This window comes from gamma proteobacterium symbiont of Scutellera amethystina (assembly GCF_059730845.1).
This window is the reverse complement of record NZ_AP035935.1, coordinates 2,273,715-2,298,136: the sequence shown is the minus strand read 5'-3', so window position 1 is coordinate 2,298,136 and position 24,422 is coordinate 2,273,715. Positions and strand designations below refer to the sequence as shown.

Here is a 24,422-nt window from a genome sequence, read left to right as displayed (position 1 = left end):
GGGCGCGGGCGGCGGTTAGTCATCAGCGGCTGAGAATATGCACTTTTCTGTCATCGGCGGGGTTGTGTGATCGACAGCAAAAGTTAATGTCCGGTTAATTTTGCTGAATATATGGAGGATTTAGTCATCGTTTTGGGATGTGATACCGCTCTACATTTTTCCGCGCTTTTCCCGCTACAACTAGCCCAGCGTTTGCACAGCCTTTGTACAACCTTTGAGCTAACGCGCTGATTTTGCGCTGTACCCGAACGTGAAATCTGATTGGTAGCGTTTACACCGATTCGTTGATAACAGCGATAAAACACCATTGTGCCGGAGAGCATCATGCATAAATTCACTAAAGCACTGGCGGCCGCAGGCCTCGCCGCGCTTATGTCACAATCCGCTATCGCCGAGACCATGAAGCTCGGTTTTCTCGTCAAACAGCCGGAGGAACCCTGGTTCCAGACCGAGTGGAAATTCGCCGATAAGGCCGGCAAAGATCTCGGCTTTGAAGTGATCAAAATTGCCGTGCCGGACGGTGAAAAAACCCTGAACGCTATCGATAGCCTGGCGGCGAGCGGCGCCAAAGGCTTTGTCATCTGTACCCCGGATCCCAAGCTGGGCTCGGCCATCGTCGCCAAAGCACGCAGCTATGACCTGAAAGTGATTGCCGTGGATGACCAGTTTGTCACCGCCAAAGGCAAGCCAATGGATACCGTACCGCTGGTGATGATGGCGGCGACCAAAATCGGCGAGCGTCAGGGCCAGGAGCTGTACAAAGAGATGCAGAAACGCGGCTGGGATGTGAAGCAAACCGCCGTGATGGCGATTACTGCTAACGAACTGGATACCGCACGCCGCCGCACCGGTGGCTCAATGGCCGCGCTGAAAGCCGCCGGCTTCCCGGAGAAGCAGATTTATCAGGTGCCGACCAAATCTAACGATATCCCGGGCGCGTTTGACGCCGGTAACTCGCTGCTGGTGCAGCATCCGGAAGTGAAGCACTGGCTGATTGTCGGCATGAACGACAACACCGTGCTGGGCGGCGTGCGCGCCACCGAAGGCCAGGGCTTCAAGGCACCGGACGTGATCGGCATCGGTATCAACGGCGTGGACGCGGTAAGCGAGCTGTCAAAAGGCGCGCCAACCGGCTTCTACGGTTCCCTGCTGCCGAGCCCGGACGTGCACGGCTATAAGAGCAGCGAAATGCTCTACAACTGGGTGACCAAAGGACAGGAGCCAGCGAAATTCACCGAAGTGACCGACGTGGTGCTGATCACCCGCGACAATTTCAAAACCGAGCTGGCGAAGAAAGGGCTGATGTAAGTCGGTTTTAAGCCGTCCTCAATGTGATGTTAATTAACAGGCAGCCGGCATAGTTCGTGCTGTAGCAAGGCGGCAAACACGTTTATCCCCGGGAGCTTACTGAGGTCAGTGACCGGGGTAAATGTGCGCAGCCAACGCCGCTACGGTGCGAAACATAGAGGCTCAGGAGTTCCCATGAACACGGATCCAGCATTTCTGTCATTTCATGGCATCAGCAAAACCTTCCCTGGCGTGAAAGCGCTGCAGGATATCTCTTTTCAGTGCCGCGCCGGTGAAGTGCACGCGCTGATGGGAGAAAACGGCGCGGGCAAATCCACGCTGCTGAAAATCCTCAGCGGCAGCTATCAGCCCAGCGGCGGCGAAATCCGCATCAAAGGCACAGCGAAAAGCTTCAGCAATACCGTTGATGCGCTGGATGCCGGTGTAGCGATCATTTACCAGGAGCTGCATCTGGTACCGGAAATGAGCGTGGCGGAGAACATCTATCTTGGCCAGCTGCCGCACAAGCGCGGGCTGGTTAATCGCAAGCTGCTGCGCTACGAAGCCGGTCTGCAGCTGAAAAATCTTGGCATGGATATCGACCCCGACATGCCGCTGAAATACCTGTCGCTCGGCCAGTGGCAGATGGTCGAAATCGCTAAAGCGCTGGCGCGCAACGCGCGCATCATCGCTTTTGATGAGCCGACCAGTTCGCTGTCGGCGCGCGAAATTGAGCATCTGTTCCGCGTGATTCGCCAGCTGCGCGAGCAGGGCCGGGTGGTGCTGTATGTGTCGCATCGCATGGAAGAAATTTTCGCGCTGAGCGATGCCATCACCGTGTTTAAGGATGGGCGCTACGTGCGCACCTTCACGGATATGGCCAATACCCACCATGACGATCTGGTGGAGGCGATGGTCGGACGCAACCTCGGAGATATCTATGGCTACGCGCCACGTGAGCTGGGTCCCGTGCGTCTGCAGCTGGACCAGGTGGAAGCGAAAGGCGTGCGGATGCCGATATCGCTGACGGTGCGCGCCGGAGAAATTGTCGGTCTGTTTGGACTGGTCGGTGCCGGCCGCAGCGAACTGATGAAAGGGCTGTTTGGTGCCACCCGGCTGCGCGCAGGCACGGTCACGCTGGACGGTAAGCAGCTCAACATCCGCGAACCGATTGATGCCATCCGCGCCGGTATCATGCTGTGCCCGGAAGATCGCAAAGCCGAAGGTATCATTCCGGTGCACTCGGTGCGCGAGAACATCAATATCAGCGCGCGCCGCCACAACCTGAGTGCCGGCTGTCTGATCAAGCCGGGCTGGGAAGCGAAAAACGCGGACCACCACATTCGCTCGCTGAACATCAAAACGCCGGGTGCGCATCAGCTGATCATGAATCTGTCCGGTGGCAACCAGCAGAAGGCAATTCTGGGCCGCTGGTTGTCGGAGGAGATGAACGTGATCCTGCTCGACGAACCGACGCGCGGCATTGATGTCGGCGCCAAACATGAAATCTATAACCTGATTTATCAGCTGGCGAACAAAGGGATCGCGGTGCTGTTTGCCTCCAGCGATCTGCCCGAAGTGATGGGACTGGCCGACCGCATCGTGGTGATGCGCGAAGGTGAGATTGCCGGTGAACTGCCCCACGACGCCGCCACGGAGCAGCTGACGCTGAGCCTGGCCATGCCGAAAACCACTCAAGCGGCCGCCGTGGCCTGAGGTAAAGGAGAGTAAAAATGGCTTCATCTACCACGTCCAATACGCCACCGGTGCAGCGCAGTGGCCTGCAGCTCGGGCGCATCTGGGACAACTTCGGCATGCTGGTGGTGTTTGCGCTGCTGTTTATCGTCTGCGCCATCTTCGTGCCTAATTTTGGCACCTTTATCAACATGAAAGGGCTGGGCCTGGCGATGTCGATGTCCGGCATGGTGGCGTGCGGCATGCTGTTCTGCCTCGCCTCCGGCGATTTCGACCTGTCGGTGGCGTCGGTGATTGCCTGCGCTGGCGTCGTCACCGCCGTGGTGATCAATATGACCGAAAGCCTGTGGATCGGCGTCGCCGCCGGCCTGCTGCTCGGTATGGCCACCGGCTTCGTTAACGGCTTCGTGATTGCACGTCTCAAAATTAACGCGCTGATCACCACGCTGGCGACCATGCAGATTGTGCGCGGCCTGGCCTATATCTTCTCCGACGGTAAAGCGGTGGGGATTGAGGATGAGCGCTTTTTCACCCTCGGCTACGCCAACTGGCTGGGCGTGCCGGCACCGATCTGGCTGACCATCGCCACCATGATCGTGTTCGGTTTCCTGCTGAACAAAACCACCTTTGGCCGCAACACGCTGGCGATTGGTGGCAACGAGGAAGCGGCGCGGCTGGCCGGTGTGCCGGTGGTGCGCACGCGCATCATCATCTTTATCCTTTCCGGGCTGGTATCAGCAGCCGCCGGCATTATCCTGGCTTCGCGCATGACCAGCGGTCAGCCGATGACCTCGCTCGGCTATGAGCTGATCGTTATCTCCGCCTGCGTGCTGGGCGGCGTGTCGCTGAAGGGCGGTATCGGCAAGATCTCCTACGTGGTCGCCGGGGTGTTGATTCTGGGTACCGTCGAGAATGCGATGAATTTATTGAATATCTCGCCATTCTCACAGTATGTGGTGCGCGGTTTGATACTGTTAGCGGCGGTGATCTTTGACCGTTACAAACAAAAAAGCAGAACCGCCTGATCCCGCGGGCGCAGCCGCAACGCTGCGCCCCAACGTCAAGCGAACCGGGAGATCCTCATGTACCACCGCGAAGCGCCGAGTGAACAGCAAAATCCTTTACTGCCGGGCTATCCGTTTAACGCCTGGCTGGTGGCCGGACTGACGCCGATCAACGCCGGCGATCAGCTCGATTTTTTTATCGATCGCCCGCACGGTATGAAAGGTTACATCCTCAATCTGACCATCAAAGGTCAGGGACGGGTGTTTGACGGGGCGTCAGCGTTTGACTGCGAGCCAGGCGACCTGCTGCTGTTTCAGCCAAAAACGCCGCACTATTATGGCCGCGCGCCGGACAGTCCGTGCTGGCATCATCGCTGGGTCTATTTCCGTCCGCGCGCCTACTGGACCGACTGGCTGCAGTGGCAGGATCAGAACCAGGGCGTTGGCCGGCTGCGGCTGCCGGATGCGCTGCGCGCCGAGTTTGACCGTCTGTTTGCCAGCATCGAACAGACGCACAACTCCGGACGTCGCTTTGCCGAAGAGCTGGCGATGAATCTGCTGGAACGCCTGCTGCTGCGTGCGGTGGAAGAGGATCCGCGCAGCCATCAGCAAATTCGCGACCCGCGCGTGATTGAAGCCTGCCAGTACGTCACCAATCATCTCGCCAGCGAGGTGAAAATCGAGGAAGTGGCGCGCCACGTCTGTCTGTCGCCGTCGCGTCTGGCCCACCTGTTCCGCGAGCAGATGGGCATTAATTTGCTGCGCTGGCGTGAAGACCAGCGGGTGATCCGCGCCAAGCTGCTGCTGCAAACCACTCAGGAACCCATCGCCTCGGTGGGGCGCGAGGTCGGCTACGACGACCAGCTCTACTTCTCACGCGTGTTCCGCAAGCGGGTGGGTGTCAGTCCGAGCGATTTCCGCCGCCGCAGTCAGGATGCGCACGACGCGCTGGTGGCTCAGGAGAGCTGGCAACCGGCACGGAGTGCGATCTCCTGAGCTTTCAGGTGATTCCACCTTGTTCTTACTGACTGATTCGTCTTAAATCAGTCAGGTCACGAACAAGAGGAATGAGAATGAGCGATAAACTACGTGTCGGCCTGATCGGCTACGGATTTGCCAGCAAAACCTTCCATGCGCCGCTGATCGCCGGTACGCCAGACGTTGAGCTGGCGGCGATCTCCAGCAGCGATGCCAGTAAAGTGCACGCTGACTGGCCGTCGGTGCAGGTGGTGGTCGATCCCCAGGCGCTGCTGGATGACCCGACGCTGCACCTGATTGTAATTCCTACCCCTAACGACACCCACTTCCCGCTCGCCAAAGCGGCACTCAATGCCGGCAAGCATGTGGTGGTCGACAAACCGTTTACCGTGACACTGTCACAGGCGCGCGAGCTCGACCAGCTGGCCAAAGCCAAAGGGCTGCTGTTGTCAGTGTTCCATAACCGCCGCTGGGACAGCGATTTCCTGACGCTGAAAACGCTGCTGAACGACGGCACGCTGGGCGAGGTGCGCTATCTGGAGTCGCACTTTGACCGTTTCCGTCCGGAAGTGCGTCAGCGCTGGCGCGAAATGAAAGGCCCGGGCAGCGGGATTTGGTTCGATCTTGGACCGCACGTGCTGGACCAGGCGTTGCAGCTGTTTGGACCGCCGGTGGCGATCAACGTCGACATGGCTGAACTGCGTCCGGGCGCGCAAACCACCGATTACTTCCATGCGGTGCTGACTTATCCCACCCGGCGCGTGGTGCTGCACGCCAGCATGCTGGTGGCCGCGGAATCGGCGCGTTTTGTGGTGCACGGCACGCGCGGCAGCTACGTTAAGTACGGGCTCGATCCGCAGGAGGACCGTCTGAAAGCCGGTGAACGTCCGCCGCGTGAAGAGTGGGGCTACGACATGCGCAACGGCACGCTGACGCTGGCCGAGGGCGACGTGATGGTGGAGAAAGAGCTGCTGACGCTGCCGGGGAACTATCCGGCCTATTATGCGGCGATCCGCGACGCCATTGCCGGTAACGGTGCCAACCCGGTTACGGCGGAAGAGGCGATTCAGGTGATGGAGCTGATTGAGCTTGGCCTGCAGTCGGCGGAGAAACGCCAGACACTGTCCCTGAAGTAAACCGGACGGCGTTATCGCCAGCCGATCAACAAGGAGCGCAATCTGCGCTCCTTTATTATGGCTCAGGCTGCAACGCGCTGGCGCAGCGCGGCTTTCTCCGCCTCGGTTAAAAAGGCGATAGCGATGCCGTTCTCTTGTGCCTGGCGAATCTCGGCGGCGCTCAGGCCCGCCTGTGGCGCAGCGACCTCATATTCATGCGCCAGCTCAATGCCCTGTACTGCCGGATCGTCAGTGTTGATGGTTGCCAGAATGCCGTGCTGCAGGAACGCCTTCAGCGGATGGCTGGCCAGCGAGGCCACGGTGCTGGTCTGAATGTTCGACGTCAGGCAGGATTCAATGCCAATGCGCTGTTCGGCGAGGAAATCCATCAGCGCGCGGTCTTCAATCGCTTTGACACCGTGACCGATGCGCTCAGCGCCCAGCTCGCGGATCGCCTGCCAGATGCTCTCCGGTCCGGCGGCTTCACCGGCATGCACGGTGATGCGGAATCCGGCATCGCGGGCGCGGTTAAAGTGGCTAAGGAATTCGCTGCCCGGGAAGCCCAGTTCGTCACCGGCCAGATCGACCGCGGTGATGCCGTCGCGGTGTGCCAGCAGACCTTCCAGCTCGCGCAGGCAGGCTTCTTCGCCGAAGGTGCGGCTCATGATGCCAATCAGCTTCACATCAACGCCGTACTGCTGCACGCCCGCGCGCACGCCATCAATCACCGCTTCCACCACGCCAGCAATCGGCAGGTGATGGTTCATCGCCATGTAGCCCGGTGAGAAGCGCAGCTCAGCATAATGGATACCGGCCTGCGCGGCGTCAGCGACGTTTTCCAGCGCAATGCGGCGGCAGGCGTCGAGATCGCCCAGCACTTTGACGCCCCAGTCAAGCTTCTGCAGGAAGCTCACCAGGTCCGGCTGGTTGGCGGTCACCTGCACGTGCGGACGCAGCGTATCCAGCGTATCGGCGGGCAGCGCAAGATTGAACTGACGACCTAAATCAAGGATGGTCTGGGCGCGGATATTGCCATCGAGGTGGCGGTGAAGGTCGGTGAGGGGAAGTTTCGCATCAATCATGTCGCACTCGCTGAATTAACGTAAAGTGCAGACCATTATAAAAACATCTTGCGCAACCGCGCCAGTGATTTGCGCAAAGCGGGCAGCGGATGCTGAATTAATCAGCATCCGCTGTGGTTCAGAACGATTGCAGTGCGGCAATCAGCCGGTCCAGCCCGTCATCCAGCTTGCTGCGCGGGCAGCCAGCGTTGAGACGCAGATAGCTGCGGCTGGCGCTGCCGTAAGTGCTGCCTGGCATAATCGCCACCTTATGCTGCTGGATCAGCCGCTGCTGCAGCGCGACGTCATCAATCGCCAGCGGCGCGGTGTCAATCCATGCAAGATAAGTGGCCTGCGGCGGTTGCCAGTTAAGCCCGGCAAACGCCGCGTTGAGCCGTTGCGCAATGTGCTGCATATTGGCACGCAGATAATCGCGCAGCGCGTCGAGCCAGGGTGCGCCGTGACGGTAGGCGGCAATGGTGGCAGCCAGCGCCATCACTGCCGGTGACGACAGCCCGTCCTGCTGCTTCAGCGCGTGAAACCACGCCCGGCGGTCGTCCGCGTCCGGGATAATACCCCAGGCGCCGGTCAGCGCCGGAATATTGAAGCTCTTCGAGGCCGAGGTAAACAGCGCCCAGCGGCCTTGTGCCACCTCGCACCACGGCGTGTGGCGCGCCGCGCTCAGCACCATATCCATATGGATTTCGTCGCTGATCACGCTCACGCCATGCCGTTCGCACAGTGCCGCCATCTGCTGCAGCTCTGCGCGCTGCCACACTTTGCCGGTCGGATTGTGCGGGCTACACAGCAGCATCACTTTACAGCGCGGCCGCGCCAGCAGGGTTTCCAGCTGAGCCATATCACAGCGCCATGTGTCGCCAGTGCGCTGCAACGGCAGTTCCAGCACCCTGCGCTGATTACCGATGATTGTCTGGTAAAAAGCATCATAGGCGGGCGTATGAATCAGCACTTCATCCTCCGCCTGCGTCCAGTGGCGCAGCAGCTGCGCCACCATATAAATCACCGACGGGCCATACACCAGCGACTCTGCCGCGATCTCGCTGGCAAAGCGGCTGCGCATCCAGTGCTGCAGGGCGGAGAGGAAATCCTCGTGCTGCCAGCGGCTGTAGCCCAGCACGCCGTGATTCAGCCGCTGCTGCAACGCGTCAATGATGCAGGGAGCCGTGGCGAAATCCATGTCCGAGATAGTGAAAGGCAGCAGATCTGGCACGCCGAAGCGGTCGGCGACAAAGTCCCACTGCGTGCACCAGCTGCCGTGGCGATCCACCACCCGATCAAAATTAAACGCCTGCATGTTTACACCGTCGCGCTCATCAGATGGGCCATTTCATCTTTAACCGACTGCACCTGCGGGCCAATGACTACCTGCAGATTGGTCTGGTTCAGGTGCACCACGCCGATGGCGCCGTTGGCTTTCAGCGCGGCATCGTCGACCTTGCTCATGTCGGCCACCGACAGGCGCAGGCGCGTCAGGCAGTTATCCAGCGAGGTGATGTTGTCAACGCCACCCAGCGCCGCGAGAATCGCTGGCGTGTTGTAGCCGGATTTGCCCACGCCGGCGCGGCTGACCTGCTGCTCAACGCGGCTGGTTTCTGCTTCGCGGCCTGGTGTTTTGATGTTGAAGCGGGTGATGGCGAAACGGAAGATGGCGTAGTAACCCACAAACCACACGGCAGCAATCACCGGCACCCAGTACCATTTGGTAGAAAGGCCGTGCAGCACGCCAAACACGAAGAAGTCGATCACGTTACCGTCGGTATTACCGATGGTCACGCCAAGCATTGCCATCACGGTGAAGCCGAGACCGGTCAGCAGCGCGTGGATCAGATACAGTACCGGTGCGACAAACAGGAACAGGAACTCGATCGGTTCAGTAGTGCCGCCAACCACGCAGGCAACCACGCCCGAAATCAGCAGGCCTTTAATTTTGTGACGGTTTTCCGGGCGCGCGCAGTGGTAAATCGCCAGCGCTGCCCCCGGCAGGCCGCCAAGGAATGCCGGCATTTTACCCTGCGACAGGAAGCGGGTAGCGCTTTCCGCGAAGCCGTGAGTTTCCGGACACGCCAGCTGCGCCTGGAAGATCGTCAGCGCGCCGCTGACGCTGTGACCACACACCTCCATGGTGCCACCGGCATCGGTGAAGCGAATAATCGCCACCAGAATATGCTGCAGGCCAAACGGCAGCAGCAGACGTTCACCGGTGCCGAAGATCATCGGGCCGAATTCGCCTGCGCTGTTGATCATCCAGCCAAGACCGGTGATCGCGCGCGCAAAGAATGGCCAGATCAGCGGTACCACCAGCCCCAGCAGGCCCATCACCACGGTGGTGATAATCGGCACAAAGCGCGTGCCGCCGAAGAATGCCAGCGCATCCGGCAGGCGAATATTGTGGAAACGCTCGTGCAGCCAGAACACCACAATGCCGACAATCACCGCGCCGAGAATACCGGTGTCGATGGACTGAATGCCGAGAATGTTCTGCACGTTATTGGCTTTCAGCACCGCCGCATCGGTAGTCGGCAGAATCCCGTTGATGTTCAGCCAGAAGTTAACGCTGAGATTGAGCACCGCAAAGCCGACGAAGCCGGCAAATGCCGCCACGCCTTTGTTTTCCCGCGCCATGCCCAGCGGGATGGCGATGGCAAACATCACCGGCAAATAGCTAAAGGCAAAGGAGCCGATTTTCGCCATCCAGATAAACAGGTATTGCAGGAACGGCTGGTCGAGCAGCGGGATCAACGTCAGTACATCATGGCTGCTGAGTGAACTGCCGATGCCCAGCATGATGCCGCAAAACGACAGCAGCGCCACGGGTAGCATGAAGGTTTTCCCCAGGCTCTGGAAAAATTCCCAGAGCGACATTTTGGGTTGGCTGTGAGGCATAGTCTCTCCTGGCTAAAAAGTAACAAGCGGGTAAAGTGGTGGGGGATGATAAAACGTTTTATCACGGCTTTTTGTGGTGATAATCACAAAGCGTGACGAGCATCAGGCTTTATTTTTATGTGAATCAGTGTAACGTTTTACCTCTTTGAATTTTCCGGCAACGAATAGCGTCACACTATGTCCCAGCAAAAAATCACCATCCATGATGTCGCGCAGGCCGCTGGCGTATCGGTCAGCACGGTATCGCTGGTGCTGTCCGGCAAAGGGCGTATTTCACCCGCCACCGCCGCGCGGGTGAATCAGGCGATTGAGCAACTCGGCTATGTGCGTAACCGCTCAGCCTCCATGCTGCGCGGCGGTGAGAGCGGGGTGATTGGCCTGATCGTGCGCGATCTCAGCCAGCCCTTTTATGCGGCAATGACGGCGGGACTGAGCGAGGTGCTGGAGCAGCAGGGCAAAGTGCTGGTGCTGACGCAAAGCGGCCAGCACGGCCAGCATCTGCAGCGCTGTTTTGATTCGCTGGCGGCGCAGGGTGCCGATGGCATTGTGCTGGGCGGTGCGGTGGCGCAGGCGGAATCGCTGCGGCTGCAGGCGCAGGAGCAAAATATTGCGCTGATCTGCGCCGCGCGCGCCAGCAGTCTGGAAAAAGTCGATTCGCTGCGTCCGGATAACAGCCAGGCGGCGCGGATGGCCACCGAGTATCTGATCAAACAGGGACATCAGCGCATTGCCTGGGTCGGCGGTCTGGGGTCCTCACTGACGCGCGCCGAACGTATCGGCGGCTATTGCGCCACGCTGCTGCAGTACGGTTTGCCGTTTCGCCCGGACTGGATTATCGAATGTGACGATCGCCAGCAGAGCGTCTCTGCGCTGACGCAGGCGCTGCTGCATCAGCATCCGCGTATTACCGCTATTCTGGCCCACAATGCCAGCACCACGCTCGGCTGCTATTTCGGCGCGCTGCGCAGCGGCCGCACCCTCGGGGAAGACGCGGTGGACAGTTACTACACCCAGCAGCTGGCGCTGGTCGGCTTTAATGACGATCCGCAACCTGAGCTGAACGATCCGGCGTTGACGTTTGTCAGCAGTGAAGCGCGCATCGTCGGGCGGCGCGCGGCAGAACGCATATTACAGCGCCTGGCGCAGCCACAGGCCAATGTGCAGACGTTAATCGTGCCACCGCAGCTGGTGCAGGGCCGCTAAGCCTGTCGCCCGTCCGGCGTCAGGTCATCCCTTGCCGCGTTTCTGTCACTGCTGCTTACCGATTGTCAGCCGGCCTGTGATCATCGTTCTGCTTATGCATTGCGGGCCAGCAGAAAATAAAGATTAAACTTCGGCATCAAATCCTGACACGAAATTGTCATAATATGGCCAGCGTTAAATAAAAATCAACGCGTTAGCCATTTTTATAAATTACGCGAATTTTGTATTGATTAATCTTCTTTACCGGCTGCGCCTGAATTTTATTCAGGCTGGCTGATGTTATTACCTGTCACAAAATGTGTATTTTCTTATTGTTTAGCGCGGGTTTACTTGATCGCTGGATTTGTGACTGGCGAGGAATATACTGCCAGCTATGCTTATTTTTCCTGTGCCGGGGCACGTATGAAAATAATCGTAAATGGGAAAGGTTATCCGGAAAAGAGAAATATCATCGTCAACGATTCACACCATTATCTCAATCTTAAATATAAAAATATCTGGTTTTATCGTAACGCCGTCAGGCAGAAAATCCGCAAAGCCAATAAGTTGTTTATTTTCGCGCCGCTACCGTTCTCGGTGCCGGACGATGCACAAATCATCCATCTCTTTAATGAAGTGGCCTGCACAAAAAAGCGCTGGATGGCGACATTTGAAACCGAAATTCCGCGCGTGCTGCCGGTGCCGGGCATGGCCAAACTGCATAATCCACAATTGCAGAAACAACTCAAACTGATCGCGGCACCGCAGTGTACGGCGCTGCTGGCTATTTCCGACGCGACGAAAAATATTCAAATCAAGCTGTTACAGGCGTTTCCGCAGCAGGCTGCAGTCATTTTGCCCAAACTGCATACGCTGCATCCGCCACAGGCAATTATCTGTGATCGGGTCAGGCCGGTGAATCAGGCGAAGCTGACGTTCAGCTTTGTCGGCAATGAGTTTTATCGTAAAGGTGGGGCGGAAGTGGTGCTGGCCTTTAGCGAGTTGCTGGCAGAAGGCATCATTCATCCCGACAGCGTGCAGGTGAATTTAACGGGCAACCTGAAGCATCGCTATAATATCGCGCACGGCGCGCAGCAGGATGACGCGCAATTTCATCAGCGGATTGAAGACCTGATTAATCAGCAGGCAATCTTCAGGCATGAAACATTTCTGCAAAATGATCGGCTGATGAAAATGCTCGAACAGACCGATGTCGGATTATTACCGACCTGGCAGGATACCTACGGCTTTTCAGTGCTGGAAATGCAGGCATGCGGCTGTCCGGTCATTACCACCAATGTGCGCGCACTACCAGAAATAAACCCGGCTTCGGCCGGCTGGCTTATTGATTGTCCGCTGAATGATATGTTTGAAATCGCTATCGGTTCAGCGCAGGAGAAACTGGCGATCAGAGACAGAATTATTGCGCAGCTCAAACAGATCATCACGCAGATAATGGCGCAGCGCGAGGCGATCAGCACCCGCTCGGCGCGGGCGCTGCAAAGAATTAAAGACCAGCACGATCCGGCGCGCTTTCGCGCCAGCCTGGACGCTTTTTATCAGTTAGCTGGCGAGGCCGATCGGGCCTCAGGCGTGAACGCACCAAAGCGAGTGGATATATGACCGGCCGGTTTAGCCGCTTCTCATCAACCCTGGGGGCAGAGCGGCGCTGGCCTGACGGCCAGCGCCAGATGAGTTAACGTGCTTTCGTCGTCAGATCAAGAAAGGGATGTTTGCCCGCCAGCAGCAGCAAAAACTCATATTCTCCCTGACTGAGCGGGGAGGGTTTTGCGGTGGACTCCTTCATCTGCCAGACGCGCAGGCTGAGGTCGAAGCGCTCCGCGGCAAGCAATTGTGTCATGCCTGCGGCAATACGCAAGTCGCGGACATCGGTTTGAACCGGTACAAGGTGCTGCAATAATTGATGACTCATAAATTTTTCTCTTATTGTGGCCTTTCCCTGGCGGTGTTGTTATGTGCTGCACGCAGCGTCGGTCAGAGGCTGGCAAGGCTGGCCGCAACAGCAGCGGTGCCGGTGCCGGAGGTTGTTAACCCGGATTGAGCCCCGGGCGGCGGGCTGTCATAAAAGTTAAAATGACTGATCACCGCAGCCAGCGTTCCGGTACGGCCATTCAGGCTGCCGGCCGAGGTGGCAATCTCTTTCACCAGGGCGGCATTCTGCTGGGTAACGCGATCCAGATCGGTCACGGCCAGCGTAACCTGGGCAATGCCTTTGCTCTGTTCGTCTGACGCCAGCGCAATCTGGCCAATCAGCGAGGTGACGGCGGAAACGCTTTGCGTGGCGCTGTCCATGATGGCGCCGGCGCGCTGCGCGGTCTGCGCTCCCTCGCCAACACGCGTCACGGTGCCATTAATCAGCCCTTCGATCTCCTTCGCGGCGCTGGCGCTGCGTTGTGCCAGCGTGCGCACTTCAGCTGCCACCACGGCAAAGCCGCGTCCCTGCTCGCCGGCGCGGGCGGCTTCAACAGCCGCGTTCAGTGCCAGAATATTGGTCTGAAATGCGATGCTGTTAACCGTGGCGGTGAACTGACGGATTTTATCGGCTTCGGCGGCGATATCGGCCATCATCGCTGACACGCTTTTCACCAGCGCTTCGCCGTCGCGCGTGGTGCGCGCCGCATCCTCAGCCAGCTCGCGCGCTTCGCCGGCGCTGTGGGCATTTTTCTCTACGGTGGCGCTGAGCTGCTCCATGCTGGCCGAGGTCTGCTCGAGCGCGGCGGCCTGGCGGGTAGTGCGATCGGACAGATCGACATTGCCGCCGGCAATATCCGCTGACTCCTTGCGCAGCACCTCGGTGGTGTCACGCACTGCGCGCACGGTGGTCAGCAGGCTCTGCTGCATCAGCTGCACCAGCGGAATCAGCTGACCCACGCAGTTGCGGCCAAAATCCTGCGGTTCCCGCGTAAGATCCCCGGCGGCAATGCCGCGGAAATGTTCCCGCAGCGCCCCCAGCGGCCGTACCAGATGCGTGACCAGAAAACGGTCACAGAACAGCAGCAGCGCCAGCATCAGCAGTGCAGCAATGCCAAAGGCCATTTGCAGACGCTGGCGATCGGACTGGTCGGCATGGTTATTCGCTGCGATGTCGCGCTGCAGGAACTGCAGGCGCTCAGCCGCAGGCACCGCAAAGTCAGCCGGCGATGCGGTGAGGGCGGTACGCAGCGGCGCCCAGTCGCTATCGGCCGGGGCATCGGTCGCTACGGACGCTTTTGCCGCCGTGGTTCCCGATGCCATCACTAAACTGGCGCGATTGAGAAACAGCAGCTGGCTGGTCAGGGTGGCGTTATGCAGTTCGCGCTGATGCATGTCGCGCAGCACCGTGCTGCCATAGATCCCGGCCAGCGCCACAATCAGCAGCGCCGCGACCAGGATGCACTGCACAACCCGGCGAATGGTGAAGTTTTTAAGAAATTGCATGGTGAGTTTCCCCGGTGTCGTTTAAGACACAATGGTGTCGAGCGTTATTATTTATTGTTCGCGATAATATCGCGTACTATGGTTTAGCGTTTTAAGCATGGCAGGGAATTCTGAAAAAGAAAATGAATCGTCGATAAAATATTTCTTTCCCAAAGATATGCCAGATTAATTTACAAGAGGGTTATTTCGCCTGGCCGCGGCAGTAAAGCTCGCCGGCGGATAAATAAACTTTCATTGATTTTGCCGTTTGCTGAAATTGAGCGTTCAGTGCCCGTTAATTTAGCTTAAGTCACGCCGCAATGATTAACAGCACTCCGCCTGCAACACGCTGGGCGTCAACAAATAATAAACGCTGCCGTGTTAACGCTAATTTCACCCGTGACCATCACCGATTATAAATTCACACTGTAAAGCACCGGGCCCGTTGGACGTCCGGTTGGGGAACCGCCGTGCGGCTCGAGACTGATCGCCAGCGTCGCCTTAACCAGCGACTGCTGTTTCTCAATCGGATACTGCTGCGGCGCACTTCCGGTGACCAGACCGAGTGAAACGGGCGCCCGGCCAGGCGGAATCAGCCACAGTTCCAGACTCTGATCCGCCCTGACCGCGCTGACCTGCAGCGGCGCCAGACTGATCACGTCCTGCCGGCGGCTGGCGCTCACCACCCATTGCTGACTGTGTTGCGCATCGGTCAGCACCGCCAGCGGTGTCATCACCGGCTCGCGTAGCCAGTAAGTCGTCAGCGCGAAGCCCAGCGCGACGCAGGCGGCAGCCAGCCACGGCAGCGTCCGGCGTGCGGGCGCGACGCGCTTGTCGGGCGGCAGGGAAAGGGCAATTTTTTTCCATAGCGTTTCCGGCGGCGTGACGGGCGGCTGAACCTGGTCGAGACCCGCCAGCAGCGTCTGCCAGCGGGCGACCTGCGCCGCCAGCGCCGGCTCGGCCTGCAGTCTGCGCTGAAAGCGCAATCGCGCGCTGCCGCGCAACGTGCCGAGGGCGTACTCCGCCGCCAGGGCGTCATCCCGCTGCACTTTGTCACTCATCGTCCTACACACTCCCGCAGATGGTCCAGGCCACGTCGAATCCAGCTTTTAACCGAGCCGACCGGCTGCTGCAGCCACCCGGCAATGTCGCTATGTGATAAGCCCTGATAATAGGCCAGCGCGATCGACTGGCGCTGTTCACTGCTCAAATGCTGCAGACAATGGTGCAGGCGGGCAACCTCGCGATCGTGCTGCTCATCCAGACTGACGTCACCCGGCGTGCTGCTTAAATCGTCGAGCCAGGCTTCATCGGCATGGAATTGTCTGGCATAGCCGCTGCGCAGCCAGTCAATACAGCGGTTGCGTACAATGTGCGTCATCCAGGTCAGGGGAGAACTGAGCGCGCTATTAAATGACGCGGCGTTGTGCCAGACCGTGATGTAGCATTCATGCAGAATCTCTTCCGCCCACGCCCGCTGGCGTAACATGCGCAGCGCTACCGCAAACAGATGCGGGGAAGTCAGCCGGTACAGCTGTTCAAAAGCCAGGCGGTCGCTCTTCGCGACCGCCTGTATTAAGGCTATTTGTTGCTCAGCCTGAGAGGCGTCCATAATACTCCTGGCCGGTTTGTTTAACCTTACCGAGTATAGACAGTTATTCAGGCATTAAGACGGTATCAATAACGTCAATGACGCCATTTTTCTGGTTTACATCATAAGTGCTGATATTTGCCACATTACCCTGACCATCTTTCAGCTGAATATTGTGTGGCCCGTTGCTCATAATCCACAGCGGCTGACCATTCACCGTTTTCAATTCGGCTTTACCGCCACCCTGTTTAATTTTTTGCTCCAGCGCTTTCATATCATATTTACCGGCGACCACATGGTAGGTCAGCACGCTGGTGAGTTTGGCTTTGTTTTCCGGTTTGAGAAGTGCATCAACGGTGCCGGCAGGCAGTTTGGCAAAGGCGGCGTTAGTCGGCGCAAACACCGTAAACGGGCCTTTGCCCTGTAAGGTATCGACCAGACCCGCGGCTTTAACGGCGGCGACCAGCGTAGTGTGGTCCTTCGAGTTCAGGGCGTTTTCAATAATGTTTTTTTGTGGATACATTGCCGCGCCGCCTACCATCACCGAATCGGCGTGCATGGCCGCCATCGCAGCGTTCGCGCCAAGCAGGGCGGCAGACAGGACGGCATAACTGATTAACTTTTTCATCATATATCCTCATTGAAGGAGCAGAAGGGTGCTCACAAAGGGATATACGTACGGTGCGGCTGAACGGATGCAGAAAAGGGTGAAATTTTTTTGCCGGGGGAAAACGGCAGCCCGGAGCGGGCTGCCGCGGGGATTACTCTGGCATGCCTTCGCTGGTTGGCGCGCCTAACATGTAGCGCGACAGGAACTGCTCCAGCGTCATTTTGTCGCCATTCATGGTGACCTGACCGTTAGCGTATTGCAGGCTGGTAGTGATGTTATCGTCCTGCTGCTGCGTCAGGCGGAACATCTGGCCCATCGCCGCCAGGCCTTTCACCTGCTGATCGGCCAGCTTCTGCGCGTCATCACCCTGATAACCTTCCGCCAGCCCGACGTGACGCATCACTTCGGTCGCCATCGGCATATTGATGCTCAGCTTGCCGTCGAGCGTTTTCAGCACGCGATCCACGGCGGCACCCAGACTCTGCGGTTCACCGGTGACGGTCGCCGGATCGTTAAAACCGACGTTAAGGTTGAACGTGCTCTCGCCTTTGTCATTTTTCCAGCTCAGCGGTGCCACGCTCACGGTCGGTGAACCTTTCAGCAGGGTCGGCAGGTTATTTCTCAGAATGGTCTGCACGCTGGCCTGGTAGCGGATAGGATCGTCCACCACGCCAGGCTGGTTCAGCAGATCCTGCATCTGCGCATTGTACTGGTCAGAGAAGGTTTTCACCGCCTGAGCATCAAACTGCGCAAATTTCATCGCCAGTTTAGCTTCGCCGAACGGCTGTTTCTGCAGGCTGATGCTATCAACCTGATAATCAATCTGGCCGCCAATCTTACCGTCTTTGTTGTCGAACGAGGACTTCCCGTCCAGCTTCTCCAGCGTCAGGCCTTCCTGACCGTTAATGCTGGCATCGAGCTTATCCAGCGTGATGGTCTGGTCGCCGACGCGCACGCCTTCCGGACTCAGGTGGGTGTCACCGCCCAGCTTCAGACCATTAAGGGTAAACAGCACCGGCTGCTGCAGCTGGTTTTTGCTGGTGACGGCGATGCTGGAGAAGTCGCCCTGCAGACTCACTTTGTCGCCTTTGCTGTCCGCGCTGACGTTGAGCGTGCCGCCGTTGGTGGCGAGGCGATCACCGGTCTGCGCATTGCTGTAATCCACCGGCAGCAGGTGCAGCGCGGTATCGGTCGCGCCGCTGTAACCAACGCGGGTATCGGCATTAACCAGCGATTTGCCCTGAGTCAGTTCAAACAGTTTCTTCACCGCATCGGTGTTTTCCAGTTCGGTGTGCACCGAGGCCATGCTGGGGATCAGGTTGCCGCGTTTCAGCTGAGCAAACGGGAAAGGACCGTGGTCGATGGTTTCGTTGAGCACGATGCTTTGACCCGGCTTCAGCAGCGGATTGTCTTCGGTCTGCGAACTGGCCTGAATTACCAGTTTGGTTTTGCTGCTGAATACGCCACGCTGGTAATCCTGATAGCTGAGCGTCAGACGGCTATTCGGCGCGTACGCGTTGATCTGGCTGTTGGCATTTTGCAGCATCTCATCCATGTGGCTTTCCAGCTGTTTACCGGTAAACCACGCTGCGCCAGTCCAGATTACGCCGAGCGCCACAATCACACCTACGGCAACGTTGGTCTTTTTCATCGCTGAGTCGTCCTTATCCTTGCGTGCGCATACCGTTGGGCCGCGCGACGGGTGAAGAAAAACGCCCGCAGGCGTTTTTTAATTAATAGTTTGAAATAATAGCAGTTAATGCTGCAGGCGTCAGCCGCCTCACGTCAGCGCGTTGTACACCCGCGCCAGACGCCCGGTCCCCGCCGCGCTCACCGGCGACTCGCTGGCTGCGACAAAGCAGGATTCGCCCGGTTGCAGTACCAGCTGCTGCCCGGCCTTTTCAATCACCGCCTGGCCTTCGATGCAGAACAGCAGGGCGGCACTGTGCTGTGCCAGCGTTTGCGGCGTGGCCGAAAGCGTATGGATGGCGAAGGCAAAATCCTCTACCGGAATTGGGAAGTTGAGGCTGTCGCCCTGCGTCTGCGGCTGCGTGAGCAGCGTTGCCGCCGGTTTGGCCTCGAACTTCAGGTTGGCCAGCAGTTCCGGAATATCAATGAATTTTGGCGTCAGGCCGGCGCGCAGCACGTTATCCGAATTGGCCATCACTTCCAGCGCCACGCCTTTCAGATAGGCATGCGGCGTTTCGGCGAACAGGAACATCGCCTCACCCGGTTGCAGGATGATGACATTCAGCAGCAGCGGTGAGAACAGGCCATTATCGTCCGGATAGTCGCTGGCGATGGTTTTGATGGTCTGCCACGGTTCGCCTTCGCGCGCGTTCAGCGCGGATTTTAGCACGCCGAGCGCGCGGGTTTTGCTTTCGTCTTTCAGCGACAGCAGGGTAGCGAACAGTTTAGCCAGCGCGGCTTCGCTGGCGTTTTCGAGGAAATGGGCGATCTGCGGATGCGCGCCCGCGACCGGCTCCAGCAGCGAGACAATCTCAGGCAGTTCGCGAAAGCCGTTCATCGCCTGGAACGGCGTCAGGGCATACACCAGTTCGGGCTTGTGGTTAGCATCTTTATAGTTGCGCTCGGCGGCGCTGAGCGGAATGCCCGCCGCGTTTTCACGCGCGAAACCGGCTTCTGCGGCAGTTTTACTGGGATGCACCTGAATCGATAACGGCTGATCGGCGCACAGCACTTTAAACAGAAACGGCAGCTCACCGAAACGCTGCGCTACCGCAGCCCCCAGCGTCGCGACCTGATCGTCATTGATCACGTCACGCAGCGAACGGGTGATGCCATTCACTTCAACGGTAGAGGGGCTTTTGGGGTGCGCGCCCATCCATAATTCCGCCATCGGCAATCCCTGCGGGTTTTCGATGCCGTAGAGTTCGGTCAGCGCGGTTTTACTGCCCCATGCATAATTTTGCAGCGAATTGTTCAATTTTTGCATCGTTTACCCTTAATAACGGTAAGTAAATAAGCGTATTAAAGCAGAAAGTGCCATAGAAAATACACGAACAAGTGCAATAAACGCGATGGGCTCGCATAATGTTAATTTCTTGTATGTGACAATCTTGCTCGCTCTAAGGCGTCGCGGGAAGACGACTTAGGCGGAAACCTCAAAATCTGAGCTAAGGAGACGTAGTCATGGCAGCCAACCGCATTGAAAAAGATTCAATGGGTCCGATCGAAGTTCCGGCAGATAAGTTGTGGGGCGCACAAACGCAGCGTTCGCTGGAGCACTTCCGTATCTCCACCGAGAAGATGCCCGTGGCGCTGGTGCATGCGCTGGCGCTGACCAAGCGCGCCGCCGCCCAGGTTAACCGCGATCTGGGGCTGCTGCCGGCTGAACGGGCCGGGGCGATTATCGACGCCGCTGACGAGGTGCTGGCCGACCAGCACAGCGACGAGTTCCCGCTGGCCATCTGGCAGACCGGCTCCGGCACCCAGACCAACATGAACATGAATGAAGTGCTGGCGAACCGCGCCAGCGAACTGCTGGGCGGCGAGCGCGGCATGTCGCGCAAAGTGCATCCGAATGATGATGTTAACAAGAGCCAGAGCTCCAACGATGTGTTCCCGACGGCGATGCACGTTGCTGCGGTGATTGCGCTGCGCGAACAGCTGATCCCGCAAATCGAGGTGCTGAAAAATACCCTGAGCGAGAAGTCGGCCGCGTTTAAAGACATCGTTAAAATTGGTCGTACCCACCTGCAGGACGCCACACCGCTGACGCTCGGCCAGGAGATTTCCGGCTGGGTTGCCATGCTGGAGCACAATCTGAAGCACATCGAACACAGTATTCCGCACGTCGCCGAGCTCGCGCTGGGCGGCACCGCGGTCGGTACCGGCCTGAATACCCATCCGGAATATGCGGTGCGCGTGGCGAAAGCGCTGGCCGACCTGACGCAGCAACCTTTTGTCACCGCGCCCAACAAGTTTGAAGCGCTGGCGACCTGCGACGCGCTGGTGCATGCGCACGGCGCGCTGAAAGGCCTGGCCGCCTCGCTGATGAAAATCGCTAACGACGTGCGCTGGCTGTCGTCCGGTCCGCGCTGCGGCATCGGTGAAATCAGCATTCCGGAAAATGAGCCCGGCAGCTCGATCATGCCAGGCAAAGTCAACCCTACCCAGTGTGAAGCGCTGACCATGCTGTGCTGTCAGGTGATGGGCAATGACGTGGCGGTGAACATGGGCGGTGCATCCGGTAACTTCGAACTCAACGTCTACCGGCCCATGGTGATCCACAACTTTCTGCAGTCGGTACGGCTGCTGGCCGACGGCATGGACAGCTTCAATCACCATTGCGCGGTGGGCATTGAGCCCAACCGCGAGCGCATCGATCAGCTGCTCAACGAGTCGCTGATGCTGGTTACCGCGCTGAATACCCATATCGGCTATGACAAAGCGGCGGAAATTGCCAAGCAGGCGCACAAACAGGGGCTGACGCTGAAGGCTTCGGCGCTGAAGCTCGGCTACCTGACCGAAGCGCAGTTTGACGAATGGGTGCGGCCGGAAGAGATGGTTGGCAGCATGAAGCAATAGCTTTACTGCCGGACACTACAGCGCGACCTGTCGCGCTGTTTTTTTGCCTTACAGACGGTCACTCCATAAATGCAGCCGCGGGATGATCAGATGCAGCGGCTGCGCCAGCGGCTTGTAACGGTGCGCGATGTTTTCAGCATCGTAATCCAGCAGTTCACCCAGCGTCGGCACCTGCGTTCGATCGCGGCACAACACCAGCAGCGGCGAAGGGCAGGCCAGCTGCAGCTGTTTTTTCTCGCTGGCGCGCCACAGCCGCGCGATAGGTTGCACTTTGACCGGCCGCTTGATCTTCAGCTGCGCGCCGTCCGGCAATGACCGCACCCGCTCCAGCTCCTGCTGCACTTTCTCAGCCCACTGTTCGCGCGTCCACGGCGCCTGCGCGCGGTTAGCCTTCAGGCTGCGCTCCAGCTGCCCGACGATGGCCTCGCGCGTCACCTTTTTGATGATGTTTTTATTCGCCCAGCCAAAACGCAGCGTATCCGGCGCCTGCATTAGCGTGACGCTGCGGTAGGCGTTGAGGGTGATCAGCCCACGCAGATGCTGGTGCACAAACTCAAAACGCGCCTCGCTCGGCAGGCCGGAGTCGACGGTGATCAATTGCTCCAGCCGCTGCTTGAGGGTGTTGATGGTCGTGACCTGCTGCTCCAGTCGCTGGCTGGCCGCCTCATCCGCCTCAATGCAGAGGGCGCCAGGCAGACGCACCGCCGCTTTGGTGCTGAGTTTTTCCGACTGATGCTGCATAAACAGGCGACAGTAGTGGGCGAGGGCCATTTCGCGCGCGCGTTTACCGAGATGCTGGGTCACCGCGATGCGGTTGATTTCATCATGCTCTTTGCCTTTCTCAATCTCCGGCAGGCTGAATACGCGCGCCAGCAACAGCGGCTGCTGTTCAACCGACGCCCGCAGCGCAGTGAGTTCGCGCTCCAGCGTATTCACGCATTCGTGTAAATCAGCCACTAAATCATAGCGAGCCATCGCGGTTCTCCATAGTTACAACATACCAAAGGGTGGCACTGAATGATGCGGCGAGCAAGCAGGCATACTAGTTACAACATACTGAAATAAGGTTTATCCATCCAATCGCTGAAACCCCGGCGTGGAATTCGGCTCGACAGGGCGCGCGGGCATTTTTCCTGTCGGATGAACATGTTATAACCGTGATTTACCTGTTAACGGATATTAGCTGTGGAGTATCAGCCAAAACCGGGCGCGCCCGCTATCGTTACGCTCGGCGCCGTGCAGATCCTGTCGTGGGGCGGATCATTTTACTTGATGGCCGTGATGGCTAACCCGATCATCGCGGAAACCGGCTGGTCGCAGCAGTGGGTGTATGGCGCACTTTCGCTCGGCATTCTGGTCTCCGGCCTGCTGGCACCGCTGTGCGGCCGGCTGATTGCCCGCGCACAGGGTCGCCGGCTGCTGGCGGCGAGCGGGGCGGTGATGGCGCTCGGGCTGGTGATCATGGCGCTGAGTCACAGTTTGCCGCTGTTTCTGTTTGCCTGGCTGATTATCGGCGCGGGTATGGCGATGGGGCTGTATGACGCGCTGTTCGCCACGCTGGGCACCTTATATGGCGGCCAGGCGCGTGGCGCGATTACCGGTATTACGCTGATCTCAGGATTCTGTACCTCACTGGTGTGGCCCGGCATCGCGCTGCTGATCCACTGGCTGGAGTGGCGCGGTGCCTGTCTGGCCATCGCCGCGCTGCTGTGTCTGGCGGTGCTGCCGGCTTACCTGTATGCGCTGCCGGCGCCGCGCACGCCATCCATACCAAAAGCCACGCAACAGCATACCGCACAGAATTCGCTGGCCCCCACGCTGTTCTGGCTGCTGTGCAGCATCTTTACCCTCGCGTCGGTGATCATGACGGCGATATCGGTGCAGTTGATTACCCTGCTGCAGGCGAGCGGGCATTCGCTGAGCGCCGCGCTGGCGATCAGCACGCTGCTGGGGCCGTGCCAGGTGGCGTCGCGCATTGTCGATATGACGTTCAAACGCGGCCATCCCATCTGGACCACTTTCTTCTCGGTCGGACTGGTGGCGCTGGGATTACTGCTGCTGGCCTGTTATCCCGCGTGGGCGCTGCTGAGTATGGTGCTGTACGGTGCAGGAAATGGCTTGCGGGCTATCGTGCGCGGTACGCTGCCGCTGGCGATGGTAAAACCGGAAGAGTACGCCATTGTGGTTGGCCGCATGGCGCGACCCGCGCTGATTGGTCAGGCGCTCACGCCGCTGATTGGCGGCTATATTTTCCAGCATTCCGGTGCGCAGGCTACGCTGTGGCTGTTATGTGCGCTGGCGCTGATCAACGTGCTTTTGGTGGTGGTGCTGAAGCGGAAATTGCCGGCAGGCGCTCCGGAATCCGCAGATTAAAATAGTCACTTATGGATAACGGGGCAGGGATGGCCGCTGCTGCGCTTTAATGGCGATCCGTAAGATATTGCAGCAGGCAACACAACGCACTTAACAGCAGAGTGCAGCCAGCCGAGACAACGAAAGGCAGCGGTGCCATCCGCACGCATTGCCATAAGGTTGGCGCGTTCAGGCAGCTGGTTGCCGCCGTGATGATGCCCACCGTCAGCGGGAGAACGGTCAGCAATAATGCGCCGACGACCGGAGATAATACAGACATTATTTCGCGCCTCGAAAATAGTAACGGCGCGCATTTTGTGCAAAAAATAGCAAGGGAATCCTGACCCGGATCAATATTATTCCTTTCAGAAGACGGTTTATCGACCCTGACGCCGCCTCCTTCGCCGGTGTGTTTTTGTTTCTTAGACAGAAACAATGGCTTGTCTGAGAGTGGGTTGCGCACATGGCGCACCACGCGTGCAGAAATAATCGTCCCTTTGTCACAACGTCCTTTGCCAGCCTGCAGCTACAGCGGTAGGGGCAAAAAAGTGACACGTCGCGCATATTGTTGCGCAAGGCTCAGAGTGCTAAAGCGGTCAGCGGCATGTGCTATTGGAATCTTTTTATTTCAATTCAATAAGTTAAGTCGATATCAAGGCGGGTAATAGCGCAGGT

The 24,422-nt window shown here is 58.5% G+C and carries 21 protein-coding genes; 9 read left to right on the top strand and 12 right to left on the bottom strand.

Annotated elements, in window-relative coordinates:
- Window positions 1-324 precede the first annotated feature (324 nt).
- The 5 genes from AC6I79_RS10630 (at window position 325) to AC6I79_RS10610 (ending at window position 6,100) form a co-directional block, all read left to right on the top strand.
- A complete protein-coding gene (locus tag AC6I79_RS10630; protein WP_021506179.1) occupies window positions 325-1,308 on the top strand; it encodes an arabinose ABC transporter substrate-binding protein in 984 nt (327 codons plus the stop codon).
- 174 nt (window positions 1,309-1,482) lie between these two features.
- Window positions 1,483-3,003, top strand: a complete 1,521-nt coding sequence (araG, locus tag AC6I79_RS10625) for an L-arabinose ABC transporter ATP-binding protein AraG (protein WP_021506178.1) — start codon at window positions 1,483-1,485, stop codon at window positions 3,001-3,003.
- 17 nt (window positions 3,004-3,020) lie between these two features.
- Window positions 3,021-4,007, top strand: coding sequence for an L-arabinose ABC transporter permease AraH (gene araH / locus AC6I79_RS10620; RefSeq protein WP_021506177.1), 987 nt, complete (start codon window positions 3,021-3,023; stop codon window positions 4,005-4,007).
- Window positions 4,008-4,064: 57 nt separating this feature from the next.
- On the top strand, window positions 4,065-4,982 hold the full coding sequence (araC, locus tag AC6I79_RS10615; RefSeq protein ID WP_021506176.1) for an arabinose operon transcriptional regulator AraC: 918 nt from the start codon (window positions 4,065-4,067) through the stop codon (window positions 4,980-4,982).
- Between the two features lie 77 nt (window positions 4,983-5,059).
- Window positions 5,060-6,100 (top strand): oxidoreductase, encoded by a 1,041-nt coding sequence (locus tag AC6I79_RS10610; protein ID WP_498027278.1) that lies wholly within the window; start codon window positions 5,060-5,062, stop codon window positions 6,098-6,100.
- 62 nt (window positions 6,101-6,162) lie between these two features.
- Here AC6I79_RS10610 and add read toward each other — a convergent pair whose 3' ends face one another.
- From add to malX, 3 genes are all read right to left on the bottom strand, one after another.
- Window positions 6,163-7,161 (bottom strand): adenosine deaminase, encoded by a 999-nt coding sequence (gene add / locus AC6I79_RS10605; protein WP_132462733.1) that lies wholly within the window; start codon window positions 7,159-7,161, stop codon window positions 6,163-6,165.
- A 118-nt stretch (window positions 7,162-7,279) separates the two neighbouring features.
- On the bottom strand, window positions 7,280-8,455 hold the full coding sequence (locus AC6I79_RS10600; protein ID WP_275025007.1) for a MalY/PatB family protein: 1,176 nt from the start codon (window positions 8,453-8,455) through the stop codon (window positions 7,280-7,282).
- Between the two features lie 2 nt (window positions 8,456-8,457).
- Window positions 8,458-10,044 carry a maltose/glucose-specific PTS transporter subunit IIBC gene (malX, locus tag AC6I79_RS10595; RefSeq protein WP_031279154.1) on the bottom strand — a complete coding sequence of 529 codons (1,587 nt, stop codon included), beginning with the start codon at window positions 10,042-10,044 and terminating at the stop codon, window positions 8,458-8,460.
- Window positions 10,045-10,221: 177 nt separating this feature from the next.
- Between malX and malI the strand changes: the two genes are divergently transcribed.
- Window positions 10,222-11,247, top strand: a complete 1,026-nt coding sequence (gene malI / locus AC6I79_RS10590) for a Mal regulon transcriptional regulator MalI (protein WP_498027277.1) — start codon at window positions 10,222-10,224, stop codon at window positions 11,245-11,247.
- Between the two features lie 276 nt (window positions 11,248-11,523).
- Complete coding sequence (locus AC6I79_RS10585; protein ID WP_498027276.1) at window positions 11,524-12,849, top strand: glycosyltransferase; 1,326 nt, start codon at window positions 11,524-11,526, stop codon at window positions 12,847-12,849.
- Window positions 12,850-12,922: 73 nt separating this feature from the next.
- Here AC6I79_RS10585 and AC6I79_RS10580 read toward each other — a convergent pair whose 3' ends face one another.
- The 7 genes from AC6I79_RS10580 to manA all read right to left on the bottom strand — a co-directional run bounded on the left by AC6I79_RS10580 (window position 12,923) and on the right by manA (window position 19,800).
- Window positions 12,923-13,159, bottom strand: a complete 237-nt coding sequence (locus AC6I79_RS10580; protein ID WP_058769724.1) for a hypothetical protein — start codon at window positions 13,157-13,159, stop codon at window positions 12,923-12,925.
- 62 nt (window positions 13,160-13,221) lie between these two features.
- Window positions 13,222-14,664: a methyl-accepting chemotaxis protein gene (locus AC6I79_RS10575; protein WP_498027275.1), complete on the bottom strand. Its 1,443-nt coding sequence runs from the start codon at window positions 14,662-14,664 to the stop codon at window positions 13,222-13,224.
- Window positions 14,665-15,056: 392 nt separating this feature from the next.
- Window positions 15,057-15,704, bottom strand: coding sequence for an anti-sigma factor (locus AC6I79_RS10570; RefSeq protein WP_498027274.1), 648 nt, complete (start codon window positions 15,702-15,704; stop codon window positions 15,057-15,059).
- Window positions 15,701-16,255: a sigma-70 family RNA polymerase sigma factor gene (locus tag AC6I79_RS10565; protein WP_058780621.1), complete on the bottom strand. Its 555-nt coding sequence runs from the start codon at window positions 16,253-16,255 to the stop codon at window positions 15,701-15,703. The genes AC6I79_RS10570 and AC6I79_RS10565 overlap by 4 nt, the downstream gene beginning before the upstream one ends.
- 43 nt (window positions 16,256-16,298) lie before the next feature.
- Window positions 16,299-16,862 carry a fasciclin domain-containing protein gene (locus tag AC6I79_RS10560; protein WP_031279149.1) on the bottom strand — a complete coding sequence of 188 codons (564 nt, stop codon included), beginning with the start codon at window positions 16,860-16,862 and terminating at the stop codon, window positions 16,299-16,301.
- A 133-nt stretch (window positions 16,863-16,995) separates the two neighbouring features.
- On the bottom strand, window positions 16,996-18,495 hold the full coding sequence (locus AC6I79_RS10555) for a YdgA family protein (RefSeq protein ID WP_498027273.1): 1,500 nt from the start codon (window positions 18,493-18,495) through the stop codon (window positions 16,996-16,998).
- Window positions 18,496-18,624: 129 nt separating this feature from the next.
- Window positions 18,625-19,800 (bottom strand): mannose-6-phosphate isomerase, encoded by a 1,176-nt coding sequence (gene manA / locus AC6I79_RS10550; RefSeq protein ID WP_498027272.1) that lies wholly within the window; start codon window positions 19,798-19,800, stop codon window positions 18,625-18,627.
- A gap of 197 nt (window positions 19,801-19,997) precedes the next feature.
- Here manA and fumC point away from each other — a divergent pair, with 197 nt between their 5' ends.
- Complete coding sequence (gene fumC / locus AC6I79_RS10545) at window positions 19,998-21,395, top strand: class II fumarate hydratase (protein ID WP_058758471.1); 1,398 nt, start codon at window positions 19,998-20,000, stop codon at window positions 21,393-21,395.
- Window positions 21,396-21,443: 48 nt separating this feature from the next.
- Here the strand turns inward: fumC and tus are convergent, their stop codons facing one another.
- The gene (gene tus, locus AC6I79_RS10540; RefSeq protein ID WP_498027271.1) at window positions 21,444-22,370 is read right to left on the bottom strand and encodes a DNA replication terminus site-binding protein; all 927 of its coding nucleotides are present in this window, start codon (window positions 22,368-22,370) and stop codon (window positions 21,444-21,446) included.
- 210 nt (window positions 22,371-22,580) lie between these two features.
- On the opposite strand from tus, the gene AC6I79_RS10535 reads away from it, so the two are divergent.
- Complete coding sequence (locus tag AC6I79_RS10535; RefSeq protein ID WP_459745407.1) at window positions 22,581-23,768, top strand: MFS transporter; 1,188 nt, start codon at window positions 22,581-22,583, stop codon at window positions 23,766-23,768.
- Window positions 23,769-23,814: 46 nt separating this feature from the next.
- On the opposite strand, the gene AC6I79_RS10530 is transcribed toward AC6I79_RS10535, so the two are convergent.
- The gene (locus AC6I79_RS10530) at window positions 23,815-24,210 is read right to left on the bottom strand and encodes a hypothetical protein (protein WP_394520834.1); all 396 of its coding nucleotides are present in this window, start codon (window positions 24,208-24,210) and stop codon (window positions 23,815-23,817) included.
- Between the last annotated feature and the right edge of the window lie 212 nt (window positions 24,211-24,422).

What these genes read in the sequence shown, in the direction of transcription:
- AC6I79_RS10630 (WP_021506179.1), top strand. Translation starts at nt 325, where the DNA reads ATGCATAAATTCACTAAAGCACTGGCGGCCGCAGGCCTCGCCGCGCTT.
- araG (WP_021506178.1), top strand. Translation starts at nt 1,483, where the DNA reads ATGAACACGGATCCAGCATTTCTGTCATTTCATGGCATCAGCAAAACC.
- araH (WP_021506177.1), top strand. Translation starts at nt 3,021, where the DNA reads ATGGCTTCATCTACCACGTCCAATACGCCACCGGTGCAGCGCAGTGGC.
- araC (WP_021506176.1), top strand. Translation starts at nt 4,065, where the DNA reads ATGTACCACCGCGAAGCGCCGAGTGAACAGCAAAATCCTTTACTGCCG.
- AC6I79_RS10610 (WP_498027278.1), top strand. Translation starts at nt 5,060, where the DNA reads ATGAGCGATAAACTACGTGTCGGCCTGATCGGCTACGGATTTGCCAGC.
- add (WP_132462733.1), bottom strand. Translation starts at nt 7,161, where the DNA reads ATGATTGATGCGAAACTTCCCCTCACCGACCTTCACCGCCACCTCGAT.
- AC6I79_RS10600 (WP_275025007.1), bottom strand. Translation starts at nt 8,455, where the DNA reads ATGCAGGCGTTTAATTTTGATCGGGTGGTGGATCGCCACGGCAGCTGG.
- malX (WP_031279154.1), bottom strand. Translation starts at nt 10,044, where the DNA reads ATGCCTCACAGCCAACCCAAAATGTCGCTCTGGGAATTTTTCCAGAGC.
- malI (WP_498027277.1), top strand. Translation starts at nt 10,222, where the DNA reads ATGTCCCAGCAAAAAATCACCATCCATGATGTCGCGCAGGCCGCTGGC.
- AC6I79_RS10585 (WP_498027276.1), top strand. Translation starts at nt 11,524, where the DNA reads ATGTTATTACCTGTCACAAAATGTGTATTTTCTTATTGTTTAGCGCGG.
- AC6I79_RS10580 (WP_058769724.1), bottom strand. Translation starts at nt 13,159, where the DNA reads ATGAGTCATCAATTATTGCAGCACCTTGTACCGGTTCAAACCGATGTC.
- AC6I79_RS10575 (WP_498027275.1), bottom strand. Translation starts at nt 14,664, where the DNA reads ATGCAATTTCTTAAAAACTTCACCATTCGCCGGGTTGTGCAGTGCATC.
- AC6I79_RS10570 (WP_498027274.1), bottom strand. Translation starts at nt 15,704, where the DNA reads ATGAGTGACAAAGTGCAGCGGGATGACGCCCTGGCGGCGGAGTACGCC.
- AC6I79_RS10565 (WP_058780621.1), bottom strand. Translation starts at nt 16,255, where the DNA reads ATGGACGCCTCTCAGGCTGAGCAACAAATAGCCTTAATACAGGCGGTC.
- AC6I79_RS10560 (WP_031279149.1), bottom strand. Translation starts at nt 16,862, where the DNA reads ATGAAAAAGTTAATCAGTTATGCCGTCCTGTCTGCCGCCCTGCTTGGC.
- AC6I79_RS10555 (WP_498027273.1), bottom strand. Translation starts at nt 18,495, where the DNA reads ATGAAAAAGACCAACGTTGCCGTAGGTGTGATTGTGGCGCTCGGCGTA.
- manA (WP_498027272.1), bottom strand. Translation starts at nt 19,800, where the DNA reads ATGCAAAAATTGAACAATTCGCTGCAAAATTATGCATGGGGCAGTAAA.
- fumC (WP_058758471.1), top strand. Translation starts at nt 19,998, where the DNA reads ATGGCAGCCAACCGCATTGAAAAAGATTCAATGGGTCCGATCGAAGTT.
- tus (WP_498027271.1), bottom strand. Translation starts at nt 22,370, where the DNA reads ATGGCTCGCTATGATTTAGTGGCTGATTTACACGAATGCGTGAATACG.